Source organism: Caballeronia sp. 11_S32 (assembly GCF_056930355.1).
Window position 1 is genome coordinate 1,002,853 of the sequence record NZ_JBXOWH010000003.1, and the last position, 23,486, is coordinate 1,026,338.

Annotated in this window: 22 protein-coding genes; 16 read left to right on the plus strand and 6 right to left on the minus strand. The window is 57.9% G+C overall.

The features are described 5' to 3' along the window. Positions 1 to 95: 95 nt before the first annotated feature. Positions 96 to 989 (minus strand): NAD(P)H-binding protein, encoded by an 894-nt coding sequence (locus tag AC1Z32_RS16285; protein WP_483481653.1) that lies wholly within the window; start codon positions 987 to 989, stop codon positions 96 to 98. 272 nt (positions 990 to 1,261) lie between these two features. Here AC1Z32_RS16285 and AC1Z32_RS16290 point away from each other — a divergent pair, with 272 nt between their 5' ends. Next, the gene (locus tag AC1Z32_RS16290) at positions 1,262 to 1,843 is read left to right on the plus strand and encodes a TetR/AcrR family transcriptional regulator (protein WP_483479608.1); all 582 of its coding nucleotides are present in this window, start codon (positions 1,262 to 1,264) and stop codon (positions 1,841 to 1,843) included. 228 nt (positions 1,844 to 2,071) lie between these two features. Here the strand turns inward: AC1Z32_RS16290 and AC1Z32_RS16295 are convergent, their stop codons facing one another. Continuing rightward, entirely contained in the window at positions 2,072 to 4,261 is a 2,190-nt protein-coding gene (locus tag AC1Z32_RS16295) for a hybrid sensor histidine kinase/response regulator (protein WP_483479609.1), read from the minus strand. Positions 4,262 to 4,666: 405 nt separating this feature from the next. Here AC1Z32_RS16295 and AC1Z32_RS16300 point away from each other — a divergent pair, with 405 nt between their 5' ends. Both AC1Z32_RS16300 and AC1Z32_RS16305 read left to right on the plus strand, forming a co-directional pair. Then, positions 4,667 to 6,439, plus strand: a complete 1,773-nt coding sequence (locus tag AC1Z32_RS16300; protein ID WP_483479610.1) for an SWIM zinc finger family protein — start codon at positions 4,667 to 4,669, stop codon at positions 6,437 to 6,439. Positions 6,440 to 6,625: 186 nt separating this feature from the next. Then, positions 6,626 to 7,639 (plus strand): H-NS family nucleoid-associated regulatory protein, encoded by a 1,014-nt coding sequence (locus AC1Z32_RS16305; RefSeq protein ID WP_483479611.1) that lies wholly within the window; start codon positions 6,626 to 6,628, stop codon positions 7,637 to 7,639. A 113-nt stretch (positions 7,640 to 7,752) separates the two neighbouring features. On the opposite strand, the gene AC1Z32_RS16310 is transcribed toward AC1Z32_RS16305, so the two are convergent. Beyond that, complete coding sequence (locus AC1Z32_RS16310; protein WP_483479612.1) at positions 7,753 to 8,703, minus strand: LysR family transcriptional regulator; 951 nt, start codon at positions 8,701 to 8,703, stop codon at positions 7,753 to 7,755. A 335-nt stretch (positions 8,704 to 9,038) separates the two neighbouring features. Here AC1Z32_RS16310 and AC1Z32_RS16315 point away from each other — a divergent pair, with 335 nt between their 5' ends. The 10 genes from AC1Z32_RS16315 to AC1Z32_RS16360 all read left to right on the plus strand — a co-directional run bounded on the left by AC1Z32_RS16315 (position 9,039) and on the right by AC1Z32_RS16360 (position 18,648). After that, positions 9,039 to 10,346: a cation:dicarboxylate symporter family transporter gene (locus AC1Z32_RS16315; RefSeq protein ID WP_483479613.1), complete on the plus strand. Its 1,308-nt coding sequence runs from the start codon at positions 9,039 to 9,041 to the stop codon at positions 10,344 to 10,346. Positions 10,347 to 10,366: 20 nt separating this feature from the next. Continuing rightward, the gene (locus AC1Z32_RS16320; RefSeq protein ID WP_483479614.1) at positions 10,367 to 10,927 is read left to right on the plus strand and encodes a carboxymuconolactone decarboxylase family protein; all 561 of its coding nucleotides are present in this window, start codon (positions 10,367 to 10,369) and stop codon (positions 10,925 to 10,927) included. Between the two features lie 10 nt (positions 10,928 to 10,937). Continuing rightward, positions 10,938 to 11,771, plus strand: a complete 834-nt coding sequence (locus AC1Z32_RS16325) for an SDR family NAD(P)-dependent oxidoreductase (protein ID WP_483479615.1) — start codon at positions 10,938 to 10,940, stop codon at positions 11,769 to 11,771. Continuing rightward, entirely contained in the window at positions 11,771 to 12,598 is an 828-nt protein-coding gene (locus tag AC1Z32_RS16330) for an amidohydrolase family protein (protein WP_483479616.1), read from the plus strand. The genes AC1Z32_RS16325 and AC1Z32_RS16330 overlap by 1 nt, the downstream gene beginning before the upstream one ends. A gap of 8 nt (positions 12,599 to 12,606) precedes the next feature. Then, entirely contained in the window at positions 12,607 to 13,908 is a 1,302-nt protein-coding gene (locus tag AC1Z32_RS16335) for an MFS transporter (RefSeq protein WP_483479617.1), read from the plus strand. Further along, positions 13,905 to 14,840 (plus strand): SMP-30/gluconolactonase/LRE family protein, encoded by a 936-nt coding sequence (locus AC1Z32_RS16340; protein WP_483479618.1) that lies wholly within the window; start codon positions 13,905 to 13,907, stop codon positions 14,838 to 14,840. Before AC1Z32_RS16335 ends, AC1Z32_RS16340 begins: the two co-directional genes overlap by 4 nt. Positions 14,841 to 14,881: 41 nt before the next feature. Beyond that, positions 14,882 to 15,697 (plus strand): substrate-binding domain-containing protein, encoded by an 816-nt coding sequence (locus AC1Z32_RS16345; RefSeq protein WP_483479619.1) that lies wholly within the window; start codon positions 14,882 to 14,884, stop codon positions 15,695 to 15,697. A 74-nt stretch (positions 15,698 to 15,771) separates the two neighbouring features. Next, a complete protein-coding gene (locus AC1Z32_RS16350; RefSeq protein WP_483479620.1) occupies positions 15,772 to 16,647 on the plus strand; it encodes an alpha/beta fold hydrolase in 876 nt (291 codons plus the stop codon). Between the two features lie 55 nt (positions 16,648 to 16,702). After that, positions 16,703 to 17,584 carry an alpha/beta fold hydrolase gene (locus tag AC1Z32_RS16355; RefSeq protein WP_483479621.1) on the plus strand — a complete coding sequence of 294 codons (882 nt, stop codon included), beginning with the start codon at positions 16,703 to 16,705 and terminating at the stop codon, positions 17,582 to 17,584. Positions 17,585 to 17,667: 83 nt separating this feature from the next. Next, positions 17,668 to 18,648, plus strand: coding sequence for an amidohydrolase family protein (locus tag AC1Z32_RS16360; protein WP_483479622.1), 981 nt, complete (start codon positions 17,668 to 17,670; stop codon positions 18,646 to 18,648). 110 nt (positions 18,649 to 18,758) lie between these two features. On the opposite strand, the gene AC1Z32_RS16365 is transcribed toward AC1Z32_RS16360, so the two are convergent. From AC1Z32_RS16365 to AC1Z32_RS16375, 3 genes are all read right to left on the minus strand, one after another. Next, a complete protein-coding gene (locus AC1Z32_RS16365; protein ID WP_483479623.1) occupies positions 18,759 to 19,577 on the minus strand; it encodes an H-NS histone family protein in 819 nt (272 codons plus the stop codon). Positions 19,578 to 19,858: 281 nt separating this feature from the next. Next, the gene (locus AC1Z32_RS16370) at positions 19,859 to 20,182 is read right to left on the minus strand and encodes a hypothetical protein (RefSeq protein WP_483479624.1); all 324 of its coding nucleotides are present in this window, start codon (positions 20,180 to 20,182) and stop codon (positions 19,859 to 19,861) included. Positions 20,183 to 20,993: 811 nt separating this feature from the next. Then, positions 20,994 to 21,395, minus strand: coding sequence for a hypothetical protein (locus tag AC1Z32_RS16375; RefSeq protein WP_483481654.1), 402 nt, complete (start codon positions 21,393 to 21,395; stop codon positions 20,994 to 20,996). Between the two features lie 405 nt (positions 21,396 to 21,800). Here AC1Z32_RS16375 and AC1Z32_RS16380 point away from each other — a divergent pair, with 405 nt between their 5' ends. The 3 genes from AC1Z32_RS16380 to AC1Z32_RS16390 all read left to right on the plus strand — a co-directional run bounded on the left by AC1Z32_RS16380 (position 21,801) and on the right by AC1Z32_RS16390 (position 23,029). Next, positions 21,801 to 22,130, plus strand: coding sequence for a hypothetical protein (locus AC1Z32_RS16380; RefSeq protein ID WP_483479625.1), 330 nt, complete (start codon positions 21,801 to 21,803; stop codon positions 22,128 to 22,130). 107 nt (positions 22,131 to 22,237) lie between these two features. Next, complete coding sequence (locus AC1Z32_RS16385; RefSeq protein WP_483479626.1) at positions 22,238 to 22,489, plus strand: hypothetical protein; 252 nt, start codon at positions 22,238 to 22,240, stop codon at positions 22,487 to 22,489. A gap of 348 nt (positions 22,490 to 22,837) precedes the next feature. Beyond that, the gene (locus AC1Z32_RS16390; RefSeq protein ID WP_483479627.1) at positions 22,838 to 23,029 is read left to right on the plus strand and encodes a hypothetical protein; all 192 of its coding nucleotides are present in this window, start codon (positions 22,838 to 22,840) and stop codon (positions 23,027 to 23,029) included. Positions 23,030 to 23,486 lie beyond the last annotated feature (457 nt).

Consider the following 23,486-nt stretch of genomic DNA (forward strand, 5'->3'; position numbering starts at 1 on the left):
ATAGTCGCTTACACGTTTTCCGATGGTAACCGCTCCTGTCGGCCGACGGAGTTTGACTTTTTACGACCAAGCCCACCATCGGTCGGTCACCATGGTTAGTTATCTCTGGCTCGGTCGAACGCCGCGCGATTCGACGTCACGAATTGTTCAACAGTCTGCGGCGCCGTTCCAGTTATCTGCTGGATAACGGTATCCGTTCCTTCGAACACACCGTTCTGGTAATCGACCGCGACCTGGATGAAGTGCTGAATCATGAAGTCCGGCAGGTCGTAGTGGCTCAGATGCTCGTGGTACCCATCAAGAGTCGTCGGGTTATAGACGATTTTCCGCTTGAGCACATCACTCATGACGCCGGCGATTTCAGCTTGCGTCATTTGAGTCGGACCGCATAGCTCATACGACTTCCCGATGTGACCACTGGGATTCGAGAGCACAGTGGCGATGAAGCGCGCCTGGTCTTCGGCGGTGATGGGCGCGTGCTTGCCACCACCGAAGGGTAGCGCAATCTCTCCGTTGCGCACAATCGTGTCCCGTACCCAAGGAAACACGAGCCACTCGGAAAAGAACGTTGGCCTGACATGCACGGTGGGCACCCCTGACCAGTCGAGCACGCGCTCCGCAATCCAATGGTCTCGAGCGGCGTTGCTTTTAGCGTCTTCTCGCGCTGAAATCTGCGACATATTCACGACCACGTCGAGTCCCGCACGACGCGCGGCGTCGGCGAAGTAAGCGGTCACTTGAATGAATCCTGGACGAACGGGGAAACACAGGTATGCGCCGTCAGTGCCTTCTGCCGCCCGTATGGCATCGTCATGCGAAAGCAAATCTCCAGTAATGACGTGTGCGCCGGCGCGACGAAGCGCATCACTACGCTCATCTTCGCTGCGGACAAGGGCGCGGACTGCATGGCCACTGTCGAGGAGGTTCCGAACGACATGAACACCCGTCTTTCCGGCTGCCGCCGTTACCAAAATCTTGCGTTGCTTCATCATGCTTCTCCTTACCCTTCAGAGGTCAAGTTCGGACGTTTTCCGTTGTCGTCCACTACCGGACGACCCATTTCGTGCGTGCATATGCACATATATGGACGCGGGCCTTCAAGGCTCAACGTCGACGTCAGTGTCGTCACCAGCAGACTTATCAGGATTATAGATATAATCCTGATGTCGAGGGCGTAGCACGCCGCAAGTCACAATTGTCGAACGTGCATCAATGGCGACCCGACCGAGAACCACCGCTAAACGAGACATAAGGGAACAATATGGGGCACTCGCAAACCGAAAAACTAGCGACGCATCAGCGAGTCGTCGATATCGCGGCGAAGCGGTTTCGCGAACGAGGAATCGATGGCGTCAGCATCGCTGACGTGATGAAAGAGGCTGGTCTTACAGTCGGCGGCTTTTACAAGCATTTCTCCTCGCGCGACGAACTTGTCGTGGAGGCATTCAAGAACGCATTAAAAGACATCGAGTCATGGGAATCGACCATTCCCGTCTCGGCCTCCCAAGCGATGCGCTCCTACTTGTCGGAATCGCACAGCGACAACCTCGTTAAGGGATGTCCCATATCGGCGCTAGTCAATGACGTGGGTCGTAGCCCTAGTGGAGTGAGGGAGGTCGTGTCAACGGAGGTACGCAAGATTGTTGACTTGATTTCGCAAGCGTCACTCGCTCACGAGACTGCTTCGACGCGCAGCGACGCACTTCTTGTGTTGAGTGCTTGTGTTGGGGCGGTCGCGTTGTCGCGAGCTGTCTCAGACCGAGGGCTTTCGAGGGAAATTCTCGGCGGGACATTGACGGGGGTTCTCAAAATATTGTCGCCAAGTCGACGGGCCGATGAGTAGCTGTGTGGAATTCCCGTGTCGGCGGGGGGCAACGTTTATAAAATAGATTTTTGTGCCTCTGTATCGTGCAGGTGGACGGATGCACTCGGTAACGGCGGCCCAGGTCGCAAAATCCACGCATGACCGTTCGTAGACTTGTGAACACGAGTACCAAATCTCACCTCGGCTACGTCGATTGATTTTTTGGGCTAGAGCGAATGTTCCGACGGTTGGGCTGGACCACGAGGTCTACCTAATTGCGGGACTCACGTTATGCAATAGCGCTTGAAGGTCATCAATGTTGAACGGCTTGGACAGAATCGTTACGCCAGCGTTTTTCGCTCGCTCAAATTCATCTGCATAACCGGTCATCAGCGCGATAGCTTGCTTCGGCCACCTCCGTCGCACTTTCTCCGCGACGTCAATTCCGTTGTTCATTCCAGGCATTTGTATGTCGGAGAGGATGAGGTCGAAAGTTGCTCCGTCTTCCAACAATCCTAACGCTGCATCTCCCGTGAGCTCGTGCCGAGATTCCCAGCCGAAGACCTCAAGTACGGCCGAGAGTCCAGCAGCTACTTCCTCGTTATCCTCAACCAGCAAAACGGAACCTTTGATTGCTTCCGCGACGGAAGATGCTTGTGCGGGTGCTACTGTCGCCTTAGCGTCGGCCTCTCCCAATGCGCGCGGAAGAATGAGAGAAACGGTGGTCCCTTCGCCTTCCGCGCTCACGATACGGGCGGTCCCTCCAGCCTGCTCACACATTGTCATGACCTGTGCTAGGCCGAGGCCCGTACCTGCACTGGCAGCTTTCGTCGTGAACAGTGGCTCGAATGCGCGTTGCGCGACGGCGGAAGGCATGCCTACGCCAGAATCGGAACAAGCGATAACAACATACTCTCCTGGCTTCAGACTTCGTTTCGCGTGGTCGAGCGTGACGTTCTCACAGCGAATAGTGAAGTCACCGCCGTTCGGCATGGCATCCTTGGCATTAACGGCGAGGTTTATCAATGCTGATTGCAATTCGGTCGGGTCAACGTACGTCGACCAGATTTCCGCTGGAGATGTGATTCGCAAGCGGACGCGGTCGCTGAGCGACGTCTGAATCAGCGATGCTTCTTGCTCAATCCAATCTCGGACGTCAATCAGTTCCTGGCGTAGCGGCTGCTTGCGCGCGACACTGAGCAGCCGCCTTGCCAAGACCTCGGCCGTAGCCGATGCTCGCTCGACCGCGACAACCTCCCTCTCTAGGTCATTGAAGTTTTTTCGGCGTGCCAGCTCCATATTGGCTTTGACGACCATAAGGAGATTGTTGAAGTCGTGCGCTACGTTTGCGACCAGATTACCAAGTGCACCCATGCGCCGCATTTGTCGGCTCGTGGTTTCTGCGGAGACGCGCATTCCAAATTCGGCTTTCCAGCGCTCCCACGCAGTCCGTTCTCGCTTCAGACGGTGCAAACTGAACAAGACCAGAATCCAAATACCGACGCACGGGACCAACGTTGCAATTGCGATGAAACCGTCGTGTCTCAACCATCTGTAGGTCACCGTCGAGACAGGGATACCGGCGGTCACATAAAGCGGATAGCCACCAACCCGCCGGTAGACCAAGAGCTTCTCGACCCCGTCGAGAACCGAGAAAATCTTGAGCCGTCCACCTTCACGATTGAACCGCATGGCGTCCAGCAGAGGTTGATTTCTCGTCGGCGCTCGTCGCGCGCTAGGGGCAGGGATACGAACGAGAGTGGTGCCGTCGCTTCGAAACAGGCCGACAGTCAATGCCCTGTCGTGCGTGGTGAGCCGCTCGTAAAACGACTGGAAGTACTCGCGCCGAAGCGAGACTACCAGGACGCCAAGTAAATGTCCGCTCGTGTCGTATCGGGGCAGCGATATGTTGAAAACATTCGCTAAGGGGTCGGAGATTTGCTCCTGCTCGGAAATGGTCGCGCTCGTTTCATCGTCATGATGTGCGAACAATAGAACTGGGGACGCGCCGAGCGACTGAAACCCAGCGGGGTAGACACTACTACTCGCCAGTAGGGTTCCCGTGCGTCCGAAAATTGCGATGGCGGCAACGGAAGGCAGGCGCCGCACGATGTCTGCCAGGAAATTATGGAGCGCCAACTGTCGCTTGCGAATTTCCGTGTCTCCGTCTTGCGCGAGCTGCGCCGTTACGCGTAGCGACATCTCACTCGTGACATCGAGGACTTTAACCGCCTGTTCCTCTGCAACTCGCGACAAACGGTCTATTCCTTCAGACGAATCGGAGACGCGGTTCTGATAGCCGAAGATTCCGTACGCGGCTAAGAAAAGTAGGGGCGTAACGATTGAGGCTAAGAGCGCCGCAATGAGCATGCGTCGAGTCGACCCAAAGTCGCGTGGCGGCACGGGAATGTCCAGCGCCAAGCTTTCTGATGCGGAAACTTCGGGAGTGTTAATCATGGGACCTGCGTTGCGATGCGCGAAGGCGAAGTCTATTCATATGTATGTTCGGCGTCAAACCAACGTGGCCAGAACCTAACCGACGCCTGGTTCGAAGCCATATGGGGACGAAAACGACTCGCGGGCAATGAACTGAAAAGCCGCGCAATGGGGCAGCGCCCGCTCCACCGCACGAGCAATGACGTTTGGCTGGCTCATATGGGGCGTTCGCTTCTAGCTGTCGCAGCCAGCGCCTGCCGTGTCAGCTTTCATCGGACTGGCTTGGGTGTGGACCATTTTCACCATCGCGATGTACGCATGCCGATTACCCTGTAAAAATGGGCGGATGCGCTCAGGATGCGCGCCGCTATAAAGGCGCGACCTGACTACTAGCATCCGTTGGTGACCACTTTCGTATTGAGGGATATGAATAGCAAAACTCAGCTCAGCGACCTTCTAACCTTGGACGAGGTGCAATCTCTTTCGGATGTGAAGACATTTGCTCGCGGGCGTGCGTACTTCCATGATGGAGCCGTATCTCGACTCGACGAGCGCGAAGGGGTTTTGCGTGCAAACGTCAACGGCACAAACCGCTACAGCGTCGAACTGAAGGTCGGCCTCGACGAAGAGCTTGCCTACACTTGCGATTGTCCGGTTGGGCAGTCAGGCGCATTCTGCAAGCATCTCGTCGCAGTTGCTCTCTCCTGGCTCGAGAACTCCGGCGCAGAGGTTTTTCATGCTGACGATTCTGCCCCTGCGAAGCACCGAAAGAAGCGCAAGACGTCTGAGGAACTTATCAGTGAGTACGTCGCGACCTTGAGCGACGACGCTATGCGCGAACTGCTGCTCGATGCGGTTGAACGCGACATGGTGTTGCGCGACAAACTCCTTTTCGCTGCCCGAGCAGCCAGCGCTAACGACTTGCCCAGCATGAAAGCGGCCGTGAGGGATGCGACGAGAATCGGCCGGCCACTCGATTGGCGTGAGTCTGGTGCATACGGCGACGGACTATTTTCGCTCGCCGACGCGCTTCGCCAACGACTCCAAGGTCCAGCAGCTTCTCAAGTAGTTGAGCTCGCCGAGTTAGCCGTCGCAGGTGCGGAGAAAAGTCTCGAGCAGATTGACGACCGCAACGGCGATGTGATGCCAGGTATCCTCGAGTTGGCAGCAGTTCATCTCGAAGCGTGCGAGCAGACATCTCCCGACCCGGTGAAGCTCGCGGACCGCTTGTTCCGATATCAATCTGAGGGAGCGTGGGACACGTTCTACGACGTTTTACCCAAGTACGCCGAACCGTTGGGCGAACAAGGAATGCGGCGCTATCGAGCGCTTGTAGAAGAGGCGTGGCGCCAGGTTCCGAGCCTTTCGCCGAAAGATGGTGTTCGCCGGTCGTTTGACGGCAATCGAACTCGGCTCGAACAGGCAGCCATTAGCCTCGCCGAGTTCGACGGCGACGTGGACGAACAGATTGCAATTCGACAGAAGGACCTCTCGGCACCGTATCGATATCTGCTTGTTGCAGAGATTTGCGCCCAGAATGGACGATACGATGAAGGCCTTGACTGGGCTCGGCAAGGGCTCGCTGCTTTTAAAGACGGGGACCGGCGCCTCCTTGATTTTTGCGTGCAGGAGTACTTGCGTCGTGGTGACTCGGTCGAAGCGAATTTGTACGCCTGGGTGCGCTTCGAGCAGCGACTAGATGCAGAAGGATTCGCGGCCCTGATGGAGGTAGCGCGAGCCACGCACAGCGTCGACCAAGCGCGCGAGCGAGCATTCGCCCTTCTTTGGGCGCTTGTAAAGAAGGAGGCTTCGGCTGCCGTCAATAAGTCGGCCTGGTATCACCCGAGGTCGCGCACGGCTATCGTCGAAATCCACCTCGCATCGAAGGAGCACGACAAGGCGTGGGAAGCTTTCGCCGGCGGACCGGTCGCGACGAATTTGTGGGCAACGATGGCGTCAATCCGAGCGAAGACCCATCCGCGGGACGCCATCGCTCTCTATCACCGCCTGCTGCCAATTGCCGCGGAGCAGGGCACTCGAAAGGCTCGTTACGATGAGGCATTCGCAATCGTGCGCAAGATACAGAGTCTGAGAAGAGAACTCGGCGAGCACGTTGAATTTGCGAAAGAGCTCGATGTCATTCGAGACGCGTATGGCGCCAAGAGAAATTTCATGAAGTTGCTCGCTATTTTGTCATGATGCAACGCGATAAAGCGATGGTATTGAGGCAACTGCTTCATTGGTTTCCGCTAGTCGATACCGTTGCAATGAATGCCCGCGATTCGACTTTTTCCATCATTAGAGCATCGCTCTAGGCGCTAACGCTCGCATTTCTTACTGCGAATATGGCATAGTGCGTCGACTACAACCGTGAACAGGAAAGTCATGGCCACCCTTCAAAGCCTTCAGGCGAAGATTGCCAAATTGCAGTCGCAAGCTGAGGCAATCGTCAAGAAACAATCGGCGAAGGTCGTTGCCGACATTCATGCTCTCATGGCAGACCACGGAATAACGATGGACGACCTTGGCTCTGCGTTTGGTGGCAAGAAGCGTGGCACCAAGATGGCGGCCAAGTCAGCTTCGGACAAGGCAATGTCGAGTGCGAAGTACCGGGACCCAAATTCCGGAGCCACATGGAGTGGACACGGCCGCGCGCCAGGCTGGATTGCGAGTGCAAAGAATCGCGACCGCTTTTTGATTGATGGCAGCTCGCCGGGCACGGGAGGGGCCGCCAAGGACACTGCGAAGCCGGGAAATTACGTTCGTGGTCCGCAGCCTGCGCTGTATCGTGACCCGAAGTCGGGGGCGACGTGGAGTGGTCGTGGCAGAGCTCCGTCATGGATAGTGAGTGCGAAAACTCGAGACAGGTTTCTAATCGATGGCAGTGCAACGACTACGCTTAATACCGACAAAGCTTCGGCGAAGCCTGCCGGCAACTACCCGCGCGGTCCTCAGCCTGCGAAATATCGCGACCCGAAGTCAGGGGCGACATGGAGCGGTCGTGGGAAAGCGCCGGCTTGGCTTGCGGGAGCCAGAGACAGGACCAAGTTTCTGATTGACGGCGCTCCGGCCGACGCGCTTGATGCCAAGGAAAGCGCGCCCAAGACTGCGACCGCAAAGAAAGCGGCCGCGAAGAAGGCGACTTCGACGGTGTCAGCAAAGAAGGGCGCGGCAAAGAAAGCTTCAGCGACGTCCGGGAAGAAATCTGCCAGCAAGAGCGCTGCTGCGAAGAAGTCGATGACCGCGACGAAGAAAGGACCGCCGGTTGGGAGCAAGAAAGCTGCTGCGAAAAAGGTCGCGGCGACGGGGGCTGTTCGGGCAGCGACAGCAGAGAAAGCCGCAGACTCGACGCGTCTGCCGCCTGCGACGAGTACAAGCGAAGTCGACGCCGTTGCGTGAAGGCAGAAGGCTCGATGGCTTCCGCTACCGCAACTGCGCACGGTAGGCAGAAGCCGTCGGCGGCTCTTCACCCATTCACATCGACGGGCGGTGATGGCTGGCTGCAACGAGGGTTAGCTAAAATCAGTTGCGTCGTTATCGAGCCAGACAATATCTTCTTTCCACTGTTCGCTACCGACGAACCGTTTTAGTTTCTGTCGAAGCATCGCCATCCAATCGGTTGCAAACCTTGACAGCGAGTTTTCACGCAGGGTAGTTATTGCGACCGTCGACCGTATGGACGGCCGCGTAATTGCTTCCGCAACCAGCTCGCCACTTGCCAACTCGTCACGAATCGCGATTGACGTGAGAATCGAATACCCAACGCCCGTTTTGACGAGTTTTTTCGTAAGCGCAACACTGTCGACTTCGAGCTCCACGCGAAGACGAATGCCGTTCTGCACCGCGGCGTGTTCAATGACTCGCCGATTACTGTGCGGCATCCCGGGAAGAATGAGAGGTAGGCTGGCGAGGTCCCTTATCTGGAACCCGTCCTTTGGAACCGGCGTCCCTGGCGGAGCAATTAGAATCATTGGCTCGCTAAAAAGCGGCCGAACCTGAAAGGCGTCCAAGGGCGGCTGGTTATAGACCACCGCTAAGTCGACACGGCGGTCGGCCACCCACTCTTGTAACGAACTACTTTGCCCCTCACGGACGTGAAGCGCGACACGCGGATACACTTCGCGAAAATCGCGCACGAGTTCAGCGCCAATGAGGGCTCCCATCGTGGGCGGCAGTCCGACGGCTAGGTAGCCACGCTCCTCGTCGGCAGTCGCGCGGACGTGCTCACCGGTTTCACTCACCATGTTGGAAATCATTTCGGCTCGTTCGAGCAGGCGAGCGCCGGCCGCCGTGAGCCGGACGCCTCGGCCGTGACGCGCCAGCAATTCGACCCCAATTTCCTCTTCTAGCTTCGCTATTTGCCTGCTCAACGCAGGCTGGGCGATGTACAACTCAGCTGCCGCACGGCTGAAACTGCCCGCGCGAGCAACATGGATGAAACTGCGCAGTTCCCGAATGTCCATGCTCATGTCCTATGCCATCCGGGCATAGCTTGGTATCAAAACTCGGCCTTTGTCAAGCAATCGCGCCTCACCTATGCTCTGGATTAACGAACAGAACTAGAAAAATTGAACGGAGACGCGAGGGTAACTCCCTCACCGGCGTGGCGACGTTGCTCTGTAGGCAACTTAACCCGAACCGGCGTAGTTCGCGATGCGGCCGTATCGCCGGGTCTGTCACGGACTAGAACTTCTCCGCTTCTCCCACTTTCAGGACAAAACTTCGGTGTAGGTCCCAGGACAGATGACGCGGTAACGGGTCACCTCAAGGGACATTGGATTCGAACTTAGGAGACGAGATGAGTCGGTTAAAACAACTACATGTGCAAGTACTTATCGGCTTGACTTGCGCAATCGTGTTAGGGATAGCAAAGCCTGACTGGGCCGTGGCAATGAAGCCTCTCGGAGTAGGGTTCATTGCCTTGCTCAAGATGATGCTGGCGCCCATCATTTTCTGCACGCTGGTTCAGGGCATCGCACACGTCAAAGACCTCCGTATGCTCGGACGGATGGGCGTCAAATCCCTCGTTTATTTCGAGGTGGTCAGCACTGTCGCAATGATTCTCGGATTTGTGATGGTGAACGTGTTCCAGCCGGGTGCAGGCCTCCATGCAACGAACATCGCCGAGAGCCAGGCCGCCGTCAAGGCAACGGCGAGCGCTGGGGGAATCTCGGCCGTCGACTATCTGCTAAGCCTGATTCCCCATACTCTTGTCGACGCGTTCGCAAAGGGCGACATCGTCCAAGTTCTAATCATTTCGCTCCTGGCAGGTCTCGCACTCAACATGTCGGTCGGCCCGGATTCGGTCCTTCTTCGAGGTATCGACGAAGCGCAATCGGTTCTCTTTCGCATGCTCGCTTTCATCATGAGACTCGCGCCGGTGGGAGCTTTTGGTGCAATGGCAGCAGCGATTGGTAGCTACGGTAGTGTGACGCTTATGTACCTTCTGAAGGTAATCGTGCTGTACTACGCCGCCTCTCTCTTGTTCGTATTCGGTGTGCTCGGCAGCATTAGCTGGATGATTGGCCTTCCTTTCTTTAGCATCCTGCGGCTCATTCGCGACGAACTGCTGCTGATTTTTGGGACGGCGTCCAGCGAAGTAGCACTGCCTCGACTCATCGAGAAATTGCAGCGCTCTGGTTGCGACGAGGCGGTGGTTGGCTTCGTTCTCCCGGCCGGCTACAGCTTCAACCTCGACGGCACGTCGATTTACATGGCGATTGCAATCGGATTTATCGCTCAAGCGACCGATACACCTTTTTCCCTGTGGCAGCAGCTTGGATTGCTGGCGATTCTGAGCCTCACCTCGAAGGGCGGTACGACCGTCGCAGGCGGTGCCTTCGTGAAGCTTGCAGCAACGCTCCAATCGGTCCGAACGCTTCCTCTGAGCGGCCTGGGTCTTTTGTTCGGCATCGACCGCGTAATGGCCACGGCTACTGCGCTCGTCAATGTGGTTGGAAACACGCTCGCGGTATTCACCATTGCCCGCTGGGAAGGTGCATTCGACGCCAAGGCTTTCGAACAGGAGACTGGCGCAAGGCCCCGTCGGTTCTGCCTCCAGCAAGACAAGAGCGCTGCAACCACTGCGACTGCCCAGTCTCACTGAACTACTGAGAATCGACCCAAATGACACGTCTTTCACCCATCGACCCGGCGCAACTCGACCCTGAGCAGCGCGCCGTCTACGACGCAATCGCAAATGGTCCACGAAAGGGCGTCAGAGGCCCGCTCGCAATTTGGCTGCATCGGCCGCAACTTGCCGACCGCTCCCAAGCCTTGGGCCGCTATTGTCGGTATGACAGCAGCCTCCCGGCCCGTCTCTCGGAACTTGCCATCATGTTCATGGGCCGGTACTGGCTCGCGGAATACGAATGGGCCGCGCACAAGCCTTTCGCTCTCGAGGCCGGCGTTTCGCACGAGGTCATCGACGCAATCCGTGATGGAAAGGCGCCTCCCTTCGCGAAACGGGATGAGGAACTGATGTTCGCCTTTCTCACCGAACTGCATGAACAGCGCAAAGTTCCCGACACTCTCTACCAAGAGCTCGTGAACGAAATCGGCAAGGATGGCGTAGTCGACCTGGTTGGCATTGCCGGCTACTACACGTTGATTTCGATGACCATCAAAGTGTTCGAAGTGCCGCCGCCAGAAGGCGCAACACCGGAACTCCCCCAAGAATCGAACTGAGGAACTTCAAGTGGAAACTTCGCAAAATCTCGTGAATGGCGTGAATTCAGGACGCCTTAATGGAAAAGTCGCCATTGTCACCGGCGCGGGCTGCGTCGGCACTGGATGGGGAAACGGCCGCGCGGTTGCGGTGCTCTTCGCCCAAGCAGGCGCCCGCATCTTCGCTGTCGACAAAAACCCGGACGCGATGGAAGAAACCGTGCGGCGCGTGCGCGAAGTCGGTGGCGACATCACGGCTTACGGTTGCGACGTCACGGACTCGGACGCAGTTCGGGCGATGGTCGAGGCATGTCGCGAGAAGTACGGTAGCGTCGACGTTCTGGTGAACAACGTTGGCGGCTCGGCGGCCGGCGGACCCGTTGCACTCTCCGAAGAGGCGTGGGACGCTCAGGTTGCCTTCAATCTGAAAAGTGTCTACCTCACTTGCAAGCACGTCCTTCCCGTAATGGAAGCGCAAGGCAGCGGTTCAATCGTCAACACCGCATCGACCTCCGGTATCCGCTGGACGGGCTCGGCGCAAGTCGCCTATGCAGCCTGCAAAGCTGGCGTGATTCAACTGGGCAAGGTGGTCGCGGTCGAGTACGCAAAGAAGGGCATCCGTGTGAACACCGTGGTCCCGGGCCAACTGCACACGCCGATGGTGGAAGCTCGGCTGGCGGGTCAGCGAACGGGCGGCGACGTAGACAAGTTGTTGGAGACCCGGGTCGCGCGCATTCCGTTGGGCTTCATGGGTGACGGCCGCGATACGGCAAACGCCGCGTTGTTCCTTGCTTCCGACGAGGCTCGCTTTGTCACTGGCACGGAAATCGTCGTAGATGGCGGCATGACGGCACGGTGCGACTGATGGACAGCCTCCACGTGAACGGTGGCCGGTGGGATTGCCACACGCATATCTATGGACCGTGGGACGATTTCCCGCTTCCAGAAAGCGCAGTGTATCGGCCCGCAGCCGCACCGATGGCTGCACTTCTCGAAATGCATCGAAAGTTGGGCATTTCCCACGGTGTCTTGGTTCAAGCAGCCTGCTACGGGACAGACCATTCCGCGCTACTCGACGCGATTGCCGTCACTGGGGGCCGATATAAAGGCGTAGCGCTGCTCAACGGCTCGGAAAGCGACAGTCAGTTGGAGGCGCTCCACGCCGGAGGGGTTCGTGGTGTCCGATTCAATTTCATGGGGCACCTCGCCGAAGGGCAGAACATAAGCGAACTCAAGGCGCTGGCGGAGCGTGTGGGCTCAAGAGGTTGGCACGTCCTGCTTCACGGCAAGCTCGGGCAGATTCTGCCCATTCTCGACAGTTGGCGGAGTTTGCGTACCACGTTGGTAATTGACCATATGTCACGTCCCGACCCTGCTCTCGAGATGGACAGAGATGGGCTTGTGGCTCTGCGCAGATACCTTGATAACGAGCGCCGTTGGATAAAGCTCTCCGGTATCGACCGCATGATGAGTGGGTCGAACGAGCCGTGGTCCCGAGCGCTTCCTCACGTTCGGGGGTTGCTCGCGGCAGCGCCGGAGCGGGCAATCTGGGGCAGTGACTGGCCGCATCCGAACATTCAAGGCGACGTGCCGGATGATTCAAAGCTCCTCGCCTTTGTCGAAGAGGTCTGCGGCGACCCCGAGGCGGCGGATGCGGTGCTTGTTAACAATCCGCGACGACTTTACCTGTAAGCAACATCATGCGCACAACGACAATTACTCAGGAGACAGCGCGCAGCGTCGAGCAGGTTGCCTGCAGGAAGGCAGCTTTGCGAATCGTTCCCCTGCTGGCGTTTGCCTACTTCATCAACTACCTGGACAGGACGAACGTCGGCTTCGCCGCGTTAGCGATGAATCGCGACCTCGGGTTGACGGCGTCCCAGTTCGGATTAGCTGCCGGTATCTTCTACGTCGGTTACTGCTTCTTCGAAGTCCCCAGCAATCTCGCGCTCTACCGGTTCGGTGCGCGGAGATGGCTGGCTCGAATCATGATTACGTGGGGCTTGTTCGCAGCTGCAACCAGCTTTGCGACCGGTGCGGTGAGTTACTCCCTGCTTCGCCTGCTCGCAGGCATCGGCGAGGCAGGATTCTTTCCCGGTGTCATCTTCTTCCTGACTCTGTGGTTTCCGGCGAGCTATCGCACGCAGATGATGGCGTGGTTCCTGGCAGCAGTGCCGCTGTCGTCGGTATTCAGCGGCCCGTTGTCCGTTTCGATGTTAAAGCTTGAGGGGTGGCTCGGACTGCATGGCTGGCAGTGGCTATTCATCCTCCAGGGTCTTCCGGCGTGCGTGCTGGGCATCCTTTGCCTGAAAGTCTTGAGTGACTCGCCGGACAAGGCGAAGTGGCTGACACCTGAAGAGCGTTTGGCTTTGCAGACCGCTGTCGAGCGAGAACGCCCGGCGAACGCAGAGAAGCACTTCATGCGCTCGCTGCTGGATTGGCGCGTGTGGCTGCTCACTGCCATCCTTTTCAGCTACATCATCGGAATTCTCGGCATTGGCGTATGGTTGCCGACGATTTTGAAGACACACCATCTCAGTGACACGCAAATCGGGTTGTTGACCGCACTTCCCTATGTTGTCGGGAGCGTGGGGATGCTTCTCTGGGGGAGGGCCTTGGCGCGCTCGCAACGCTACGTCAAGCATCTCGCCCTGACCTGCGGACTGGCTGCAATTGGCTTCTTCTGTTCAGTGGTCTCCGATGAACTGGTGCCTGCGATGGTCGGCTTGACCATCGCACTGATTGGCCTTTCATCCGTGCGCACGTGCTTCTACAGCATTCCGGCGACGTTTCTAGGAAAAGAAGCAGCTGCCGGAGGCCTGGCGTTCATCAATTCGGTCGGTAGCCTTGGCGGCCTGGTCGGCCCCTACATGGTCGGCTGGCTGAAGGACACCACGGGCTCTTTCAAGGCTGGTCTCATCGGAATGGGCGCGATGCTTGTCCTGGCGACCTTTCTGACTGTTGTTCTGCTGGTGATTATGAAGAGGAAGGACGCAAGATGAATACGTGGCAGCCAAGTTTGAGGACCCCCGACCCAGCAGTTCGCATCCTGGACAAGCGATTCGAACCTTACCGCCTGGCGCATGCAAAGGTTGAGCGCCTGTGGACGGGGTGCCGCTGGGCAGAGGGACCCGTGTGGTTTGGTGACGCTGGCGTGCTCTACTGGACCGACCTGCCAAATGACCGAATCCTGAAGTGGGACGCCGCCACGGAAATGGTTTCGACGTGGCGGGCCCCGTCAAGCAAAGCGAACGGCATGACTCGCGACCGTCAAGGCCGACTCGTCGTATGTGAACATGGGACAAGGCGCGTCACTCGCACTGAATACGACGGCCGCGTCACCGTGCTCGCCGATACGTTCGAAGGGAAGCAGCTCAACTCGCCAAACGATGTCGTTGTCGCCAGTGACGGAGCTGTTTGGTTCACGGACCCGCCGTTTGGCCTGGTCAGCGACTACATGGGGCAGGTCGGCACGCCCGAGTTGCCAGCATGTGTCTATCGCATTGATGCGCAGAGTGAGCAGATTGAGTGCGTGGCCGATGACATTGAGGGGCCGAATGGGCTCGCCTTTTCGCCTGACGAGCGAACGCTGTATGTCGTCGCATCGCGAGCGCGGCCTCGAGCAATCATGGCGTTCGATGTTCTCGACAATCGCAAGCTCCAAAACGGCCGGGTGCTCATCGACGCAAAGGACGGCACTCCGGATGGCTTCAGAGTCGACGTCGACGGCAACCTCTGGTGCGGATGGGGTACGGGCAGCGATGAGCTTGACGGTGTACGAGTATTCGCGCCTAACGGTACGGCCATCGGACACATTGCGCTGCCTGAGCGCTGCGCAAATCTATGCTTCGGCGGCAAAGACAACAATCGCCTGTTCATGGCTTCGACGACCTCGGTATACGCACTGTTCGTGAATACGCGTGGCGCCGTCTGAGCAGTATTGAATCGAAAATCCACAAGGTAAGGAGACAAGCAATGGCAATCGAAACAAAAAAATGGGCTATCCGTGCATCAATGCTGGCTCTGGCTTGCGCGGCCGCGTTGAGCGGTCCAGCGCACGCTGAGGATATTCACGTGCTTGCAACGGGCGCACTTTCGGCCGCGTTCAAGCAACTTGTACCCGCATTCGAACGCGAAACTGGCAATCACCTTCTTCTTTCCTGGGGGCCGTCCTATGGAACCTCGCCGGACGCGTTGCCCATGAGAATCAAGAGCGGCGAGCCGATGGATGTCTGCTTCATGATTGGCGCCGCGCTCGACGAGCAAATCAAACAGGGAGCGTTCGTTCCGGACACGAAAACTGATATTGCCGAATCAGCAGTCGGGGTCGCTGTACGTGCCGGCATTCCAAAGCCGGACGTATCGACGCCGGAGAAGCTGAAGCAGGCTCTGCTGTCGGCCAAGTCTGTCGCCTTTTCTGAGGGTGCGAGTGGAACCTACATTACGGGAACGCTCTTTCCAAAGCTCGGTATCGCGGAGCAGATGAAGCAGAAGAGTGTACTTATCAAAGGGCGCGAACTTGTTGGGGCAGCGCTTCAGCGAGGAGATGCCGACCTGGGACTTCAGCAAATCAGCGAACTGAAAGCATTCAAGGAGATTCAGTTCGTCGGCCCTCTCCCGCGCGAAGTTCAGAAGGTCAGTGTCATTTCTGCCGCAATTGCGAAGAACGCCCAACAGGCTGAAGCCGCAAAAGCCTTCATCGGATATTTGAAGTCGAAGAATGCGGTGGCAATCTTCGACAGCACCGGACTTGAGCAACCACAGTCGCAAGCACAGGCAACGGCGAACTAGAGAGGCAGAGCAACCAGCCGATAGCAATCCACGTAACAATATAAGTACAACTACTAGAAATAGGAGATAACCTGATGAATGTAACGGGGCGTTTCATTGCTCTTGCGTGTACGTGTCTTGCCTTCGGGTGCGCTTCTCACTTGTCGTCGAGCTCTCCACCCGAACACCTGGTCACTACACACGGCACCGTAACAATTGAGACTATCCGTCAAGGTAAGGGGCCGGTAATTGTCCTTCTCCCGTCCCTTGGAAGGGGAGCGGCAGACTTTGATGAAGTCGCTGCATACCTCGAGCGTGACGGCTTTACGGTGCTGAGGCCTCAGCCGAGAGGTATCGGCGCGAGCGTAGGTCCTCTCACTGACCTCAATATGCACGACTTTGCTGCCGACGTCGCCTCGGTCCTGGATGAGCAAAAGACGGGCTCAGTCGTCGTCGTCGGGCATGCGTGGGGAAGTCAACCAGCACGCATGTTGGCCGTGGACCGTCCGGACCTCGTTCGGGGATTGGTCATGGCGGCCGCGTCGGCTGGAAAACTACCTCCCGGTTCAAATGAGAAACCGTACGGAAGGCTTCGGGACGCGATTGACGGGTCCGGGAATCTCTCACTACCGGAGGCGCAGCGGCTGAAATATCTGCAGCAAGCGTTCTTCGCGCCGGGGCATGACGCGCGGCCTTGGTTGAGCGGTTGGTACCCGGCAACTCACGAAGCCGAAGCGCATGCGAGAAATGTCACGCCGGTCGATGCGTATTTCGCAGGCGGGACGGTTCCCATTCTTGACCTCCAAGGTCAATACGACGCTGTTGTCGTCCCCAATATTTTCAAGCCGATGTTGGGGGACCGGGTGACCGTGGAGGTCGTTTCGAATGCAGGCCATGCGATGGCCCCTGAGCAACCGCAGGCTATGAGCGACGCCATCGCGCGGTTTGCACACCGGATGTACAGGCAGTAGGCGGCAGCTGATGCTAACGAATCAGCTTTGTGAAATAGGTCAAGGAATTGCTCTCATGAAATTCTCGAAAACTGGTCTCGCAGCAATCATTCTCTCTGTGTCGGTAAGCGCCTTTGCGGCAGCCGGCGGTGCAAAAGTCACTGACGATGTTGTTAAGCATGGAAATGTTCAGATTGAGGTTCTGAGCCAAGGCAATGGACCGACCATCGTTATGCTTCCGTCCCTGGGCCGCTCGGTGCGCGACTACGACCAGGTGGCGCAATATCTCGTCGCGGATGGGTTCCGTGTACTGCGCCCGGAGCCTCGCGGTGTCGGCAAGAGCAAAGGACCGATGGAAAACCTCAGCGTTCACGATTTTGCGTCTGATGTCGCGATGGTCATCGACGAAAAGAAGGCTGGCCCGGTCGTCGTGGTCGGGCACGCGTGGGGTAATTTCGCCGCACGTCAATTGGCTGCCGACCGCCCAGACCTTGTGAAGGGGGTCGTGGTGGCGGCCGCCTCGGCAGGAAAAGTTCCGCCTGGTTCGACAGAAAAGCCTATCAACGCGGAAATGCGCAAGGCGATTGATGGTGCTGGAGACCTCAAGCTTCCCGAAGCACAACGGCTGCAGTATCTGAAGGAAGCGTTCTTCGCACCCGGGAACGACCCTAGCGTGTGGCTCGGCGGTTGGCATCCCGAAACCCACGAAGCTGAGGGACATGCACGCAACACTACTCCCGTCGACGACTACTTCGCAGCCGGCACTGCACCGATTCTCGACCTGCAGGGCGAGAACGATGCGGTGGCACCTCGCCGGTTTTCGCAAGTGCTCAAGAACATGCTCGGAGACCGAGTGACTGTTGTGGTGTTACCCAACGCAGGTCACGCCATGGCACCGGAGCAGCCGAAAGCGATGGCCGACGCCATTTCGACTTTCGCGAAGCGAGTCAATCAGTAACTGATTCCAGATGTTCGGGCGGCGGAGCGCGCAGCGCGTCCGCTCCGTCCGCAAGCGCAGTCAACATTTTCAACGGTACAGACATGGATTCCAAGGTTTCAACGGCTGGTGATGGGTTTGATGCGCGGCGTCGGGCGCTCGCATTAGCTGTGGCTGCTGGTGGCCTGGTCAGTTGGTTGCGGACGACCCCTGCTCGGGCCGCAGAGAACGCTTCATTCTCGAATTCAAGCGGCAGCGAGAATGCTTCATTGAAAGCGCCAGCAATGGCATGCGACGCGCATATTCACATCTACGACGATAGATTTCCAATCGTTAATGCGAACGCCACGCTTCCACGCAAGGCGACGGTTGAGGATTACCGGAAGATTCAAAGCCGACTCGGCACGACGCGCACCGTAATCGTTCAGCCTGCAAACTACGGAACCGACAACCGCATCACCTTGGACGCGATTTCAAAACTCGGGGTGGACAAGGCACGTGGTATTGCCGTAGTGTCTTCCGACATTTCGGACGAGGAACTTCGTGCGTTACATCAGGGCGGAATTCGCGGTGTTCGATTTTCCCTTTTTGAGCCCACGACCGCTGTCACTCGGGCGGACATGATTGAACCAGTCGCGAGAAGAATCCACGACCTGGGTTGGCATATACAGCTCCAAATGCGCTCGGACCTCATTGTCGGAAACGGCGAAATGTTGAAACGGTTGCCGTGTCCGGTAGTCTTTGACCACATGGCGCGGTTGCCGCAAACTGAGTCAGGGCGCGATGCATCCAACGTCATCCGTGGGATGCTCGACAAAGGGCGCACGTGGGTGAAGGTGTCCGCCGCTTACCTGAATACAAAGGTTGGACCGCCGAGCTATGAAGACGCGACGAAGATGGCTCGTTCATATATTGCGGCGGCTCCCGAGCGGGTCGTTTGGGGCAGCGATTGGCCGCATCCAACCGAGAAGGTGAGCAAACCGGACGATGCACAACTCCTCGATTTGCTGGCTGCATCCGCTCCGGATACCGCGACTCAACATCGCATTCTCGTCGACAATCCGGCGGCTTTGTACGGGTTCTGAGCACGGTTTGCTACGACGGACGCAACGCGCGCCAACGGTAAAGCGCTGGTTAAGTTGCCGGTCCAATGGTAATGCGCGGGCAGGCGCGACGACTCGCGCCGCGTCTGCCATTAGTCGCATACCAATGCGACCGTCGCTGTTTCAGGCGTCGGCACGGTCGGGGCCGTCGTGGCCGTGGTTTTGCGCGAAGTGGTTTTGCGAGCAGAGTGCTTCTTTGCAACTGCGGTTGCGTTTGCTGAGCCCATCGTCGCGGTCGTTTTGACGCCCGCAGACTTCTTGGATGCCACCACCTTCTTGGCGCCAATCTTCCTGCTCGCAGCGCGAACCTTCGATACGGCCTTCGACGTGCTCAACTTGCGAGTCGGCGACGCGTTCGATGTGGCGGCAGGGGCGTCTTCAATCAGGAACTCGGTTCGGTCCTTTGCGGAAGCCAGCCATTTGGGAGCCGGGCCGCGGCCACTCCACGTTGCCCCGGACTTTGGGTCTTGATATTTTGCGGGCTGAGCGCCCTTTGATTGCACTTTCCGGACCGAAGCCTTTCCTCTGGACGCGGTGACCTTGTTTGCGAGGGAGGTGGTAGCGGCACCAACAATGAGAAACTTCGTGCGGTCCTTCACGTCTTTAATCCAAGCGGGCGGTCGCGCATGCCCACTCCACGTCTCACCGGTCTTCGGATTGAGATACTTTGCCGGCAATTTGCCCTTGCCGGCGTTTGACGCCTTGGCGCCTCGACTGGCGAGAGCTCGACTGCTTACCTTTGCATCCCTTCGCGCTTTGGCTTTGGCTTCGATGTCCGCGGTAGTAAGTCCGTGTTTCAGCATCAATTCGCGAATCTGGTCCACAGCGGCTTGCGCGCTTTTGGCGACAATGGCCTCCGCTTGTGCTTGCAGCTTCTTCACCCGCGCCTGGATTTGCTCTAGTGTCGTCATGTTCGCCTCCGTGGGGTCATTCGGCGAACCATGACACACCCTTTATTGAATTAGTATCGCAAGTGCCCGTTTCGACACGCAAATTCAGTCAAAAGGTCCTCGAAAGCGAGCGCGAGTCGTCGAAAAGTGCAACGAGTACAAAGCATTGCCTTCAAGACGGCTTCCGCCGGCGCGGTGCTATCAAGCGTCTGCTGTGAATCTCGGCGCGGCGAAGAAGGCTGGCCCAGCTCAACGGCGAACGAAGTCAGCCGCTATCAGACCCGCCTTCTCCGGCTTGTGGGTTATTTGCTGGCATCAGCCTCGCACTTTTTCATGAACGATGTCTTCGCAGCACCGGAGAGCGGCTTTCCATCTTTCCCTACCGCTTTGCTCGCGCACGAAGCGGATACATTGGTCTTGTTGCCGGCTTCACACTTCTTGACGAATGAGTTTTTGGCCGCGCCGGCCAGCGGCTTTCCGTTCTTATCGATGGCTTGAGCTTCACAATTCGACGCTGCTGCGGTGGGCGCAGGTTTGGCGGTTGTTGCGGCCGGGGCGGACGTTTGGGCGCACGCGATTCCGACCGAGAAGAATGCTGCCATAGCGACTGCAAGAAACTTGTTCATGACTATTCTCCGGGGATGTAAGGCTGAGCGCCTTGATTGCATTAACGCCCAGAGAGCTGTGACGTTGACGCTAGCCACGAAGAATCGTTGGTGCAGCGCCGTATCGGCCGCGCCGTCGCTGCTGCTTCGCTCACATAGCCTCAACCGACCGGTGAACCCGATGGGCGTATAACTCAAACGTGCGGGAACGAGAGCGGGGCGACGATAGGTAGGGTTTCTCGCTAGCAGCCACGAGCGGCCTTATGAGAATGGCAGGACGGCGCAGTACACGCAGGAATAGAATCGTTCCATGTTCGCTATGGCAATTGCCGTTCAGCTGGTGGGGAGCAACCCGCGCTTGCCAAGGAAAGGGAGGAGACCATGGTTGTGACTACGGCAAACCGGGAGTTCATTTGGATTTGTCTGACTGTCTTTTTATCTGCGTGTAGCGTTGCGCCTGTCGTTGCGACAAAGAAACCAACCGAGGGAAGCGCGAGGGTTCGGGCAGCAATAGAAGCTGCGGTCGCGTCATCAGACTCGGAGCTGACGAAGGACAGTTCGGCCTCCGCCGGGCGCCGGCAAACAACCGTTCAGTGCGACGCGGTTGGTAGCATGTTTGTTTGCACGGATGGTCAGGCGATATGTTGGTGGAATCGTCGCACCGGCTACGGCTGCAACTGAAGGCAGTTTGCCTCGAGAGGGGTCCTGCGAACACGTCGAGATGAACGTCGGTCGTCTTTGCGGACGACTCTCGCCTTCAAACGCTTATGCGAGCGGCTCCGGGAAGCAGCCATCGCGAGTGCGTCCAACGCTTTTGCCAGAGCTGCGCGCGTCAATACCCGCGTCTCTCGTCGCCGTCTCGATGATTATGGTGCCAGTCAGGCCTTGGTCCGCCATCTTCGCGGTCACGGTCCCAGCGTCCGTGATGTTCGTTGTAATGGTCCCGTGCATCGTGCCACTCCCGGTCGCGATGTCGCTCTTCCCATTCCCGGCGCTCCCAATAGCGATGCCCGTCGTAATACCTTTCGCCGTACCAACCTGGACTGATGACAATAGGAGGGGGAGGTTCGGCATATACCGGCGGCGCAGCATAAACCGGCTCAGGCGCATATGTCGCGCCGGGAATACTGATGTCGAATCCGACGTCGACATGCGCGAGTGCGACGGACGACACACCAATTCCAAGGCTGGCGACTAGCGTCATCGCGAACCGACGGCTGCGTAAAATGGCCATGATGTCTGTAATGTGGAGTGTAGGGTTGAACAATCGAATGTCCGCGAATAGATGCAATCAATAACGGTGGTAATAGCCACCGCCTGCAGGGACATCGATGCAGCCGCCCAACTCGCCTCCGAGAGATATGGCCAAAAGCATCAGCGCAGGAATTCGTTTCATGACGTGCCTCACTGGTCAGTTGTGAACGCACTATATTTAGACGGCAGATTACTGGTGTTTTTGTGTGTAACGAGGCGTGTAATTTGAAACATGGGCGCCTTCACGTGCGACGCTCCCAACTGCAGCAAGCGCGAAATATTCCGTTTCATAACTCACAGATGCTGCGTCAACAAGGCGGGCAAGGAAAGCGTTGAGGCAGGGAACGGCAGGAAGCCGTCACATCGACTCGACAGGAGGTAACCCATGAGAAAGCTTACTCAGAAGTTCGCCGCAATCGCTGCATTGTCGATTGTCTTCGCAGGCACGGCGTCGGCAGCCACAACCTGGGATGCATCGCATGCGCGTCGCGCCGAGGTTAATCAGCGGCTGTCCAATCAGGACCGCCGAATCCAGCAGGAAGTCCGAGAAGGCGAATTGTCCCGCGGCGAGGCAATGCGCTTGCATCGTGACGACCACCAAGTGCGAACGGAGGAACGTCTGATGGCAAGCCAGAACGGCGGCCACATCACCCGCCAGGAAGACCGCGCGCTCAACCGGCAGGAAAACCACGTAAGCAGGCAAATTGGGCAGTGAAGCTGTCACTCGGAACGCCGGACAGACCCTTGATTCCCGACGGGTCGACTGTATGTACATGGACAAGGGGCGGAGTTCGCCCCTTCAACGAACACGAGAGTCAAGCGATGAAGAAGATGATTTTGGTGGCGCTAGGAAGCGCCTTGCTTGCATCCGCCGGCGCCGCGAGTGCCGAGGGTTGCCTGAAAGGCGCTGTAGTGGGCGGTGTCGCCGGTCACTACGCTGGGCATCACGCCGTGGTCGGCGCCGTTGGTGGCTGCGTTGTCGGCCGGCATCTCGCTAAGGAGAAGCACAAGCAAGCTGACGCTCAGGCGCAAGCTCAACAGCAGGCGCAGGTGCAACCGACAGTCGCGCGTTGAACGACGGCGTCGCCACGTGCTGACCGCAGGAAGCAATTGATTTGGCTTGCAGGTATGAACATCGAGCGGTGCGTCGGGCGCACGCTCATCCATGAGCGACCACGTCAGGCGAGTGATTCCTGAAAGCGTTCCTCAGGAAGCGCTCGTTTATGTGTCTGTCCAGAGCAGGTTGTCGGCTTGGTACCCGGCTCGGTGCGATGGAAGATGCTGCCGAGTCGGACGGTGCGCTATTGCTTGCGCGGTAACACGAAGCGCTCAAAGACCGCGGTGGTCTGCTTCTCCGCATCGTTGTGAAGCGCCGCTAGCTACATCCCGACGAGCTTTCGCCTGGCGACCTATCCGAAACTTATGGATTCGGCACTCGAGGCGGGCGAATTCGTCGCAGACACGAGCGCTTTGGGCTACGACTTCCGCGTGGTCGCTACGCCGCCGAACAACCTCGACATCGAGGACGATGCTGAGGAAATCCGAGTTGAGATTCTTGAGAACAACTTTGAGTGCGTCGAACCGTCCGACGAGGAGGAGGATGGGGAAGACTGAGAAGCTTCGGGGCCGAGGACGATGTGGTCTCGAAGTCGTGGCGGCGGGCCCTAAGACTGGTGCTTGCGCGGCAGCATGAAGCGTTCGAGTAATGCGGCCGTCTCCTGCGCTGCCCTCTCTCGAAGCGGCGTCGGGTACCGGACGACTCGCGCGTGCTTGGTGGCCTTTCCGAAACAAATAGGAGCGTGGTTCGATGCCTCGACACTAGCGAAGCGCGCCATGATGCCTTCTTCCAGTAAACTCACTCTGTCGAGGGCGGTTTTAAGGCGGATGCTGAAGCACACGACGAGCGTGAAGCCTGTGAACAGGGCACCACGCGCTAGACACGTGAAACCAAAGGAACCCCACGCGACAGTATCGGCGCCGGCGGTCCAAAGTAAGGCAGAGGCCAAGACTCCGACACCGGACCCGAAGGCCACGCCTGCCAACGCTACGCCTACGGCGCGAGTCTCACCGA

Excerpts from the sequence above, each read along its gene's own strand:
- AC1Z32_RS16365 (WP_483479623.1), bottom strand. The coding sequence starts at position 19,577 with ATGACGACACTAGAGCAAATCCAGGCGCGGGTGAAGAAGCTGCAAGCA.
- AC1Z32_RS16355 (WP_483479621.1), top strand. The coding sequence starts at position 16,703 with ATGAAATTCTCGAAAACTGGTCTCGCAGCAATCATTCTCTCTGTGTCG.
- AC1Z32_RS16290 (WP_483479608.1), top strand. The coding sequence starts at position 1,262 with ATGGGGCACTCGCAAACCGAAAAACTAGCGACGCATCAGCGAGTCGTC.
- AC1Z32_RS16330 (WP_483479616.1), top strand. The coding sequence starts at position 11,771 with ATGGACAGCCTCCACGTGAACGGTGGCCGGTGGGATTGCCACACGCAT.
- AC1Z32_RS16340 (WP_483479618.1), top strand. The coding sequence starts at position 13,905 with ATGAATACGTGGCAGCCAAGTTTGAGGACCCCCGACCCAGCAGTTCGC.
- AC1Z32_RS16320 (WP_483479614.1), top strand. The coding sequence starts at position 10,367 with ATGACACGTCTTTCACCCATCGACCCGGCGCAACTCGACCCTGAGCAG.
- AC1Z32_RS16335 (WP_483479617.1), top strand. The coding sequence starts at position 12,607 with ATGCGCACAACGACAATTACTCAGGAGACAGCGCGCAGCGTCGAGCAG.
- AC1Z32_RS16315 (WP_483479613.1), top strand. The coding sequence starts at position 9,039 with ATGAGTCGGTTAAAACAACTACATGTGCAAGTACTTATCGGCTTGACT.
- AC1Z32_RS16385 (WP_483479626.1), top strand. The coding sequence starts at position 22,238 with ATGAAGAAGATGATTTTGGTGGCGCTAGGAAGCGCCTTGCTTGCATCC.
- AC1Z32_RS16375 (WP_483481654.1), bottom strand. The coding sequence starts at position 21,395 with ATGGCCATTTTACGCAGCCGTCGGTTCGCGATGACGCTAGTCGCCAGC.
- AC1Z32_RS16360 (WP_483479622.1), top strand. The coding sequence starts at position 17,668 with ATGGATTCCAAGGTTTCAACGGCTGGTGATGGGTTTGATGCGCGGCGT.
- AC1Z32_RS16295 (WP_483479609.1), bottom strand. The coding sequence starts at position 4,261 with ATGATTAACACTCCCGAAGTTTCCGCATCAGAAAGCTTGGCGCTGGAC.
- AC1Z32_RS16370 (WP_483479624.1), bottom strand. The coding sequence starts at position 20,182 with ATGAACAAGTTTCTTGCAGTCGCTATGGCAGCATTCTTCTCGGTCGGA.
- AC1Z32_RS16350 (WP_483479620.1), top strand. The coding sequence starts at position 15,772 with ATGAATGTAACGGGGCGTTTCATTGCTCTTGCGTGTACGTGTCTTGCC.
- AC1Z32_RS16285 (WP_483481653.1), bottom strand. The coding sequence starts at position 989 with ATGAAGCAACGCAAGATTTTGGTAACGGCGGCAGCCGGAAAGACGGGT.
- AC1Z32_RS16390 (WP_483479627.1), top strand. The coding sequence starts at position 22,838 with ATGGATTCGGCACTCGAGGCGGGCGAATTCGTCGCAGACACGAGCGCT.
- AC1Z32_RS16310 (WP_483479612.1), bottom strand. The coding sequence starts at position 8,703 with ATGGACATTCGGGAACTGCGCAGTTTCATCCATGTTGCTCGCGCGGGC.
- AC1Z32_RS16345 (WP_483479619.1), top strand. The coding sequence starts at position 14,882 with ATGGCAATCGAAACAAAAAAATGGGCTATCCGTGCATCAATGCTGGCT.
- AC1Z32_RS16300 (WP_483479610.1), top strand. The coding sequence starts at position 4,667 with ATGAATAGCAAAACTCAGCTCAGCGACCTTCTAACCTTGGACGAGGTG.
- AC1Z32_RS16305 (WP_483479611.1), top strand. The coding sequence starts at position 6,626 with ATGGCCACCCTTCAAAGCCTTCAGGCGAAGATTGCCAAATTGCAGTCG.
- AC1Z32_RS16380 (WP_483479625.1), top strand. The coding sequence starts at position 21,801 with ATGAGAAAGCTTACTCAGAAGTTCGCCGCAATCGCTGCATTGTCGATT.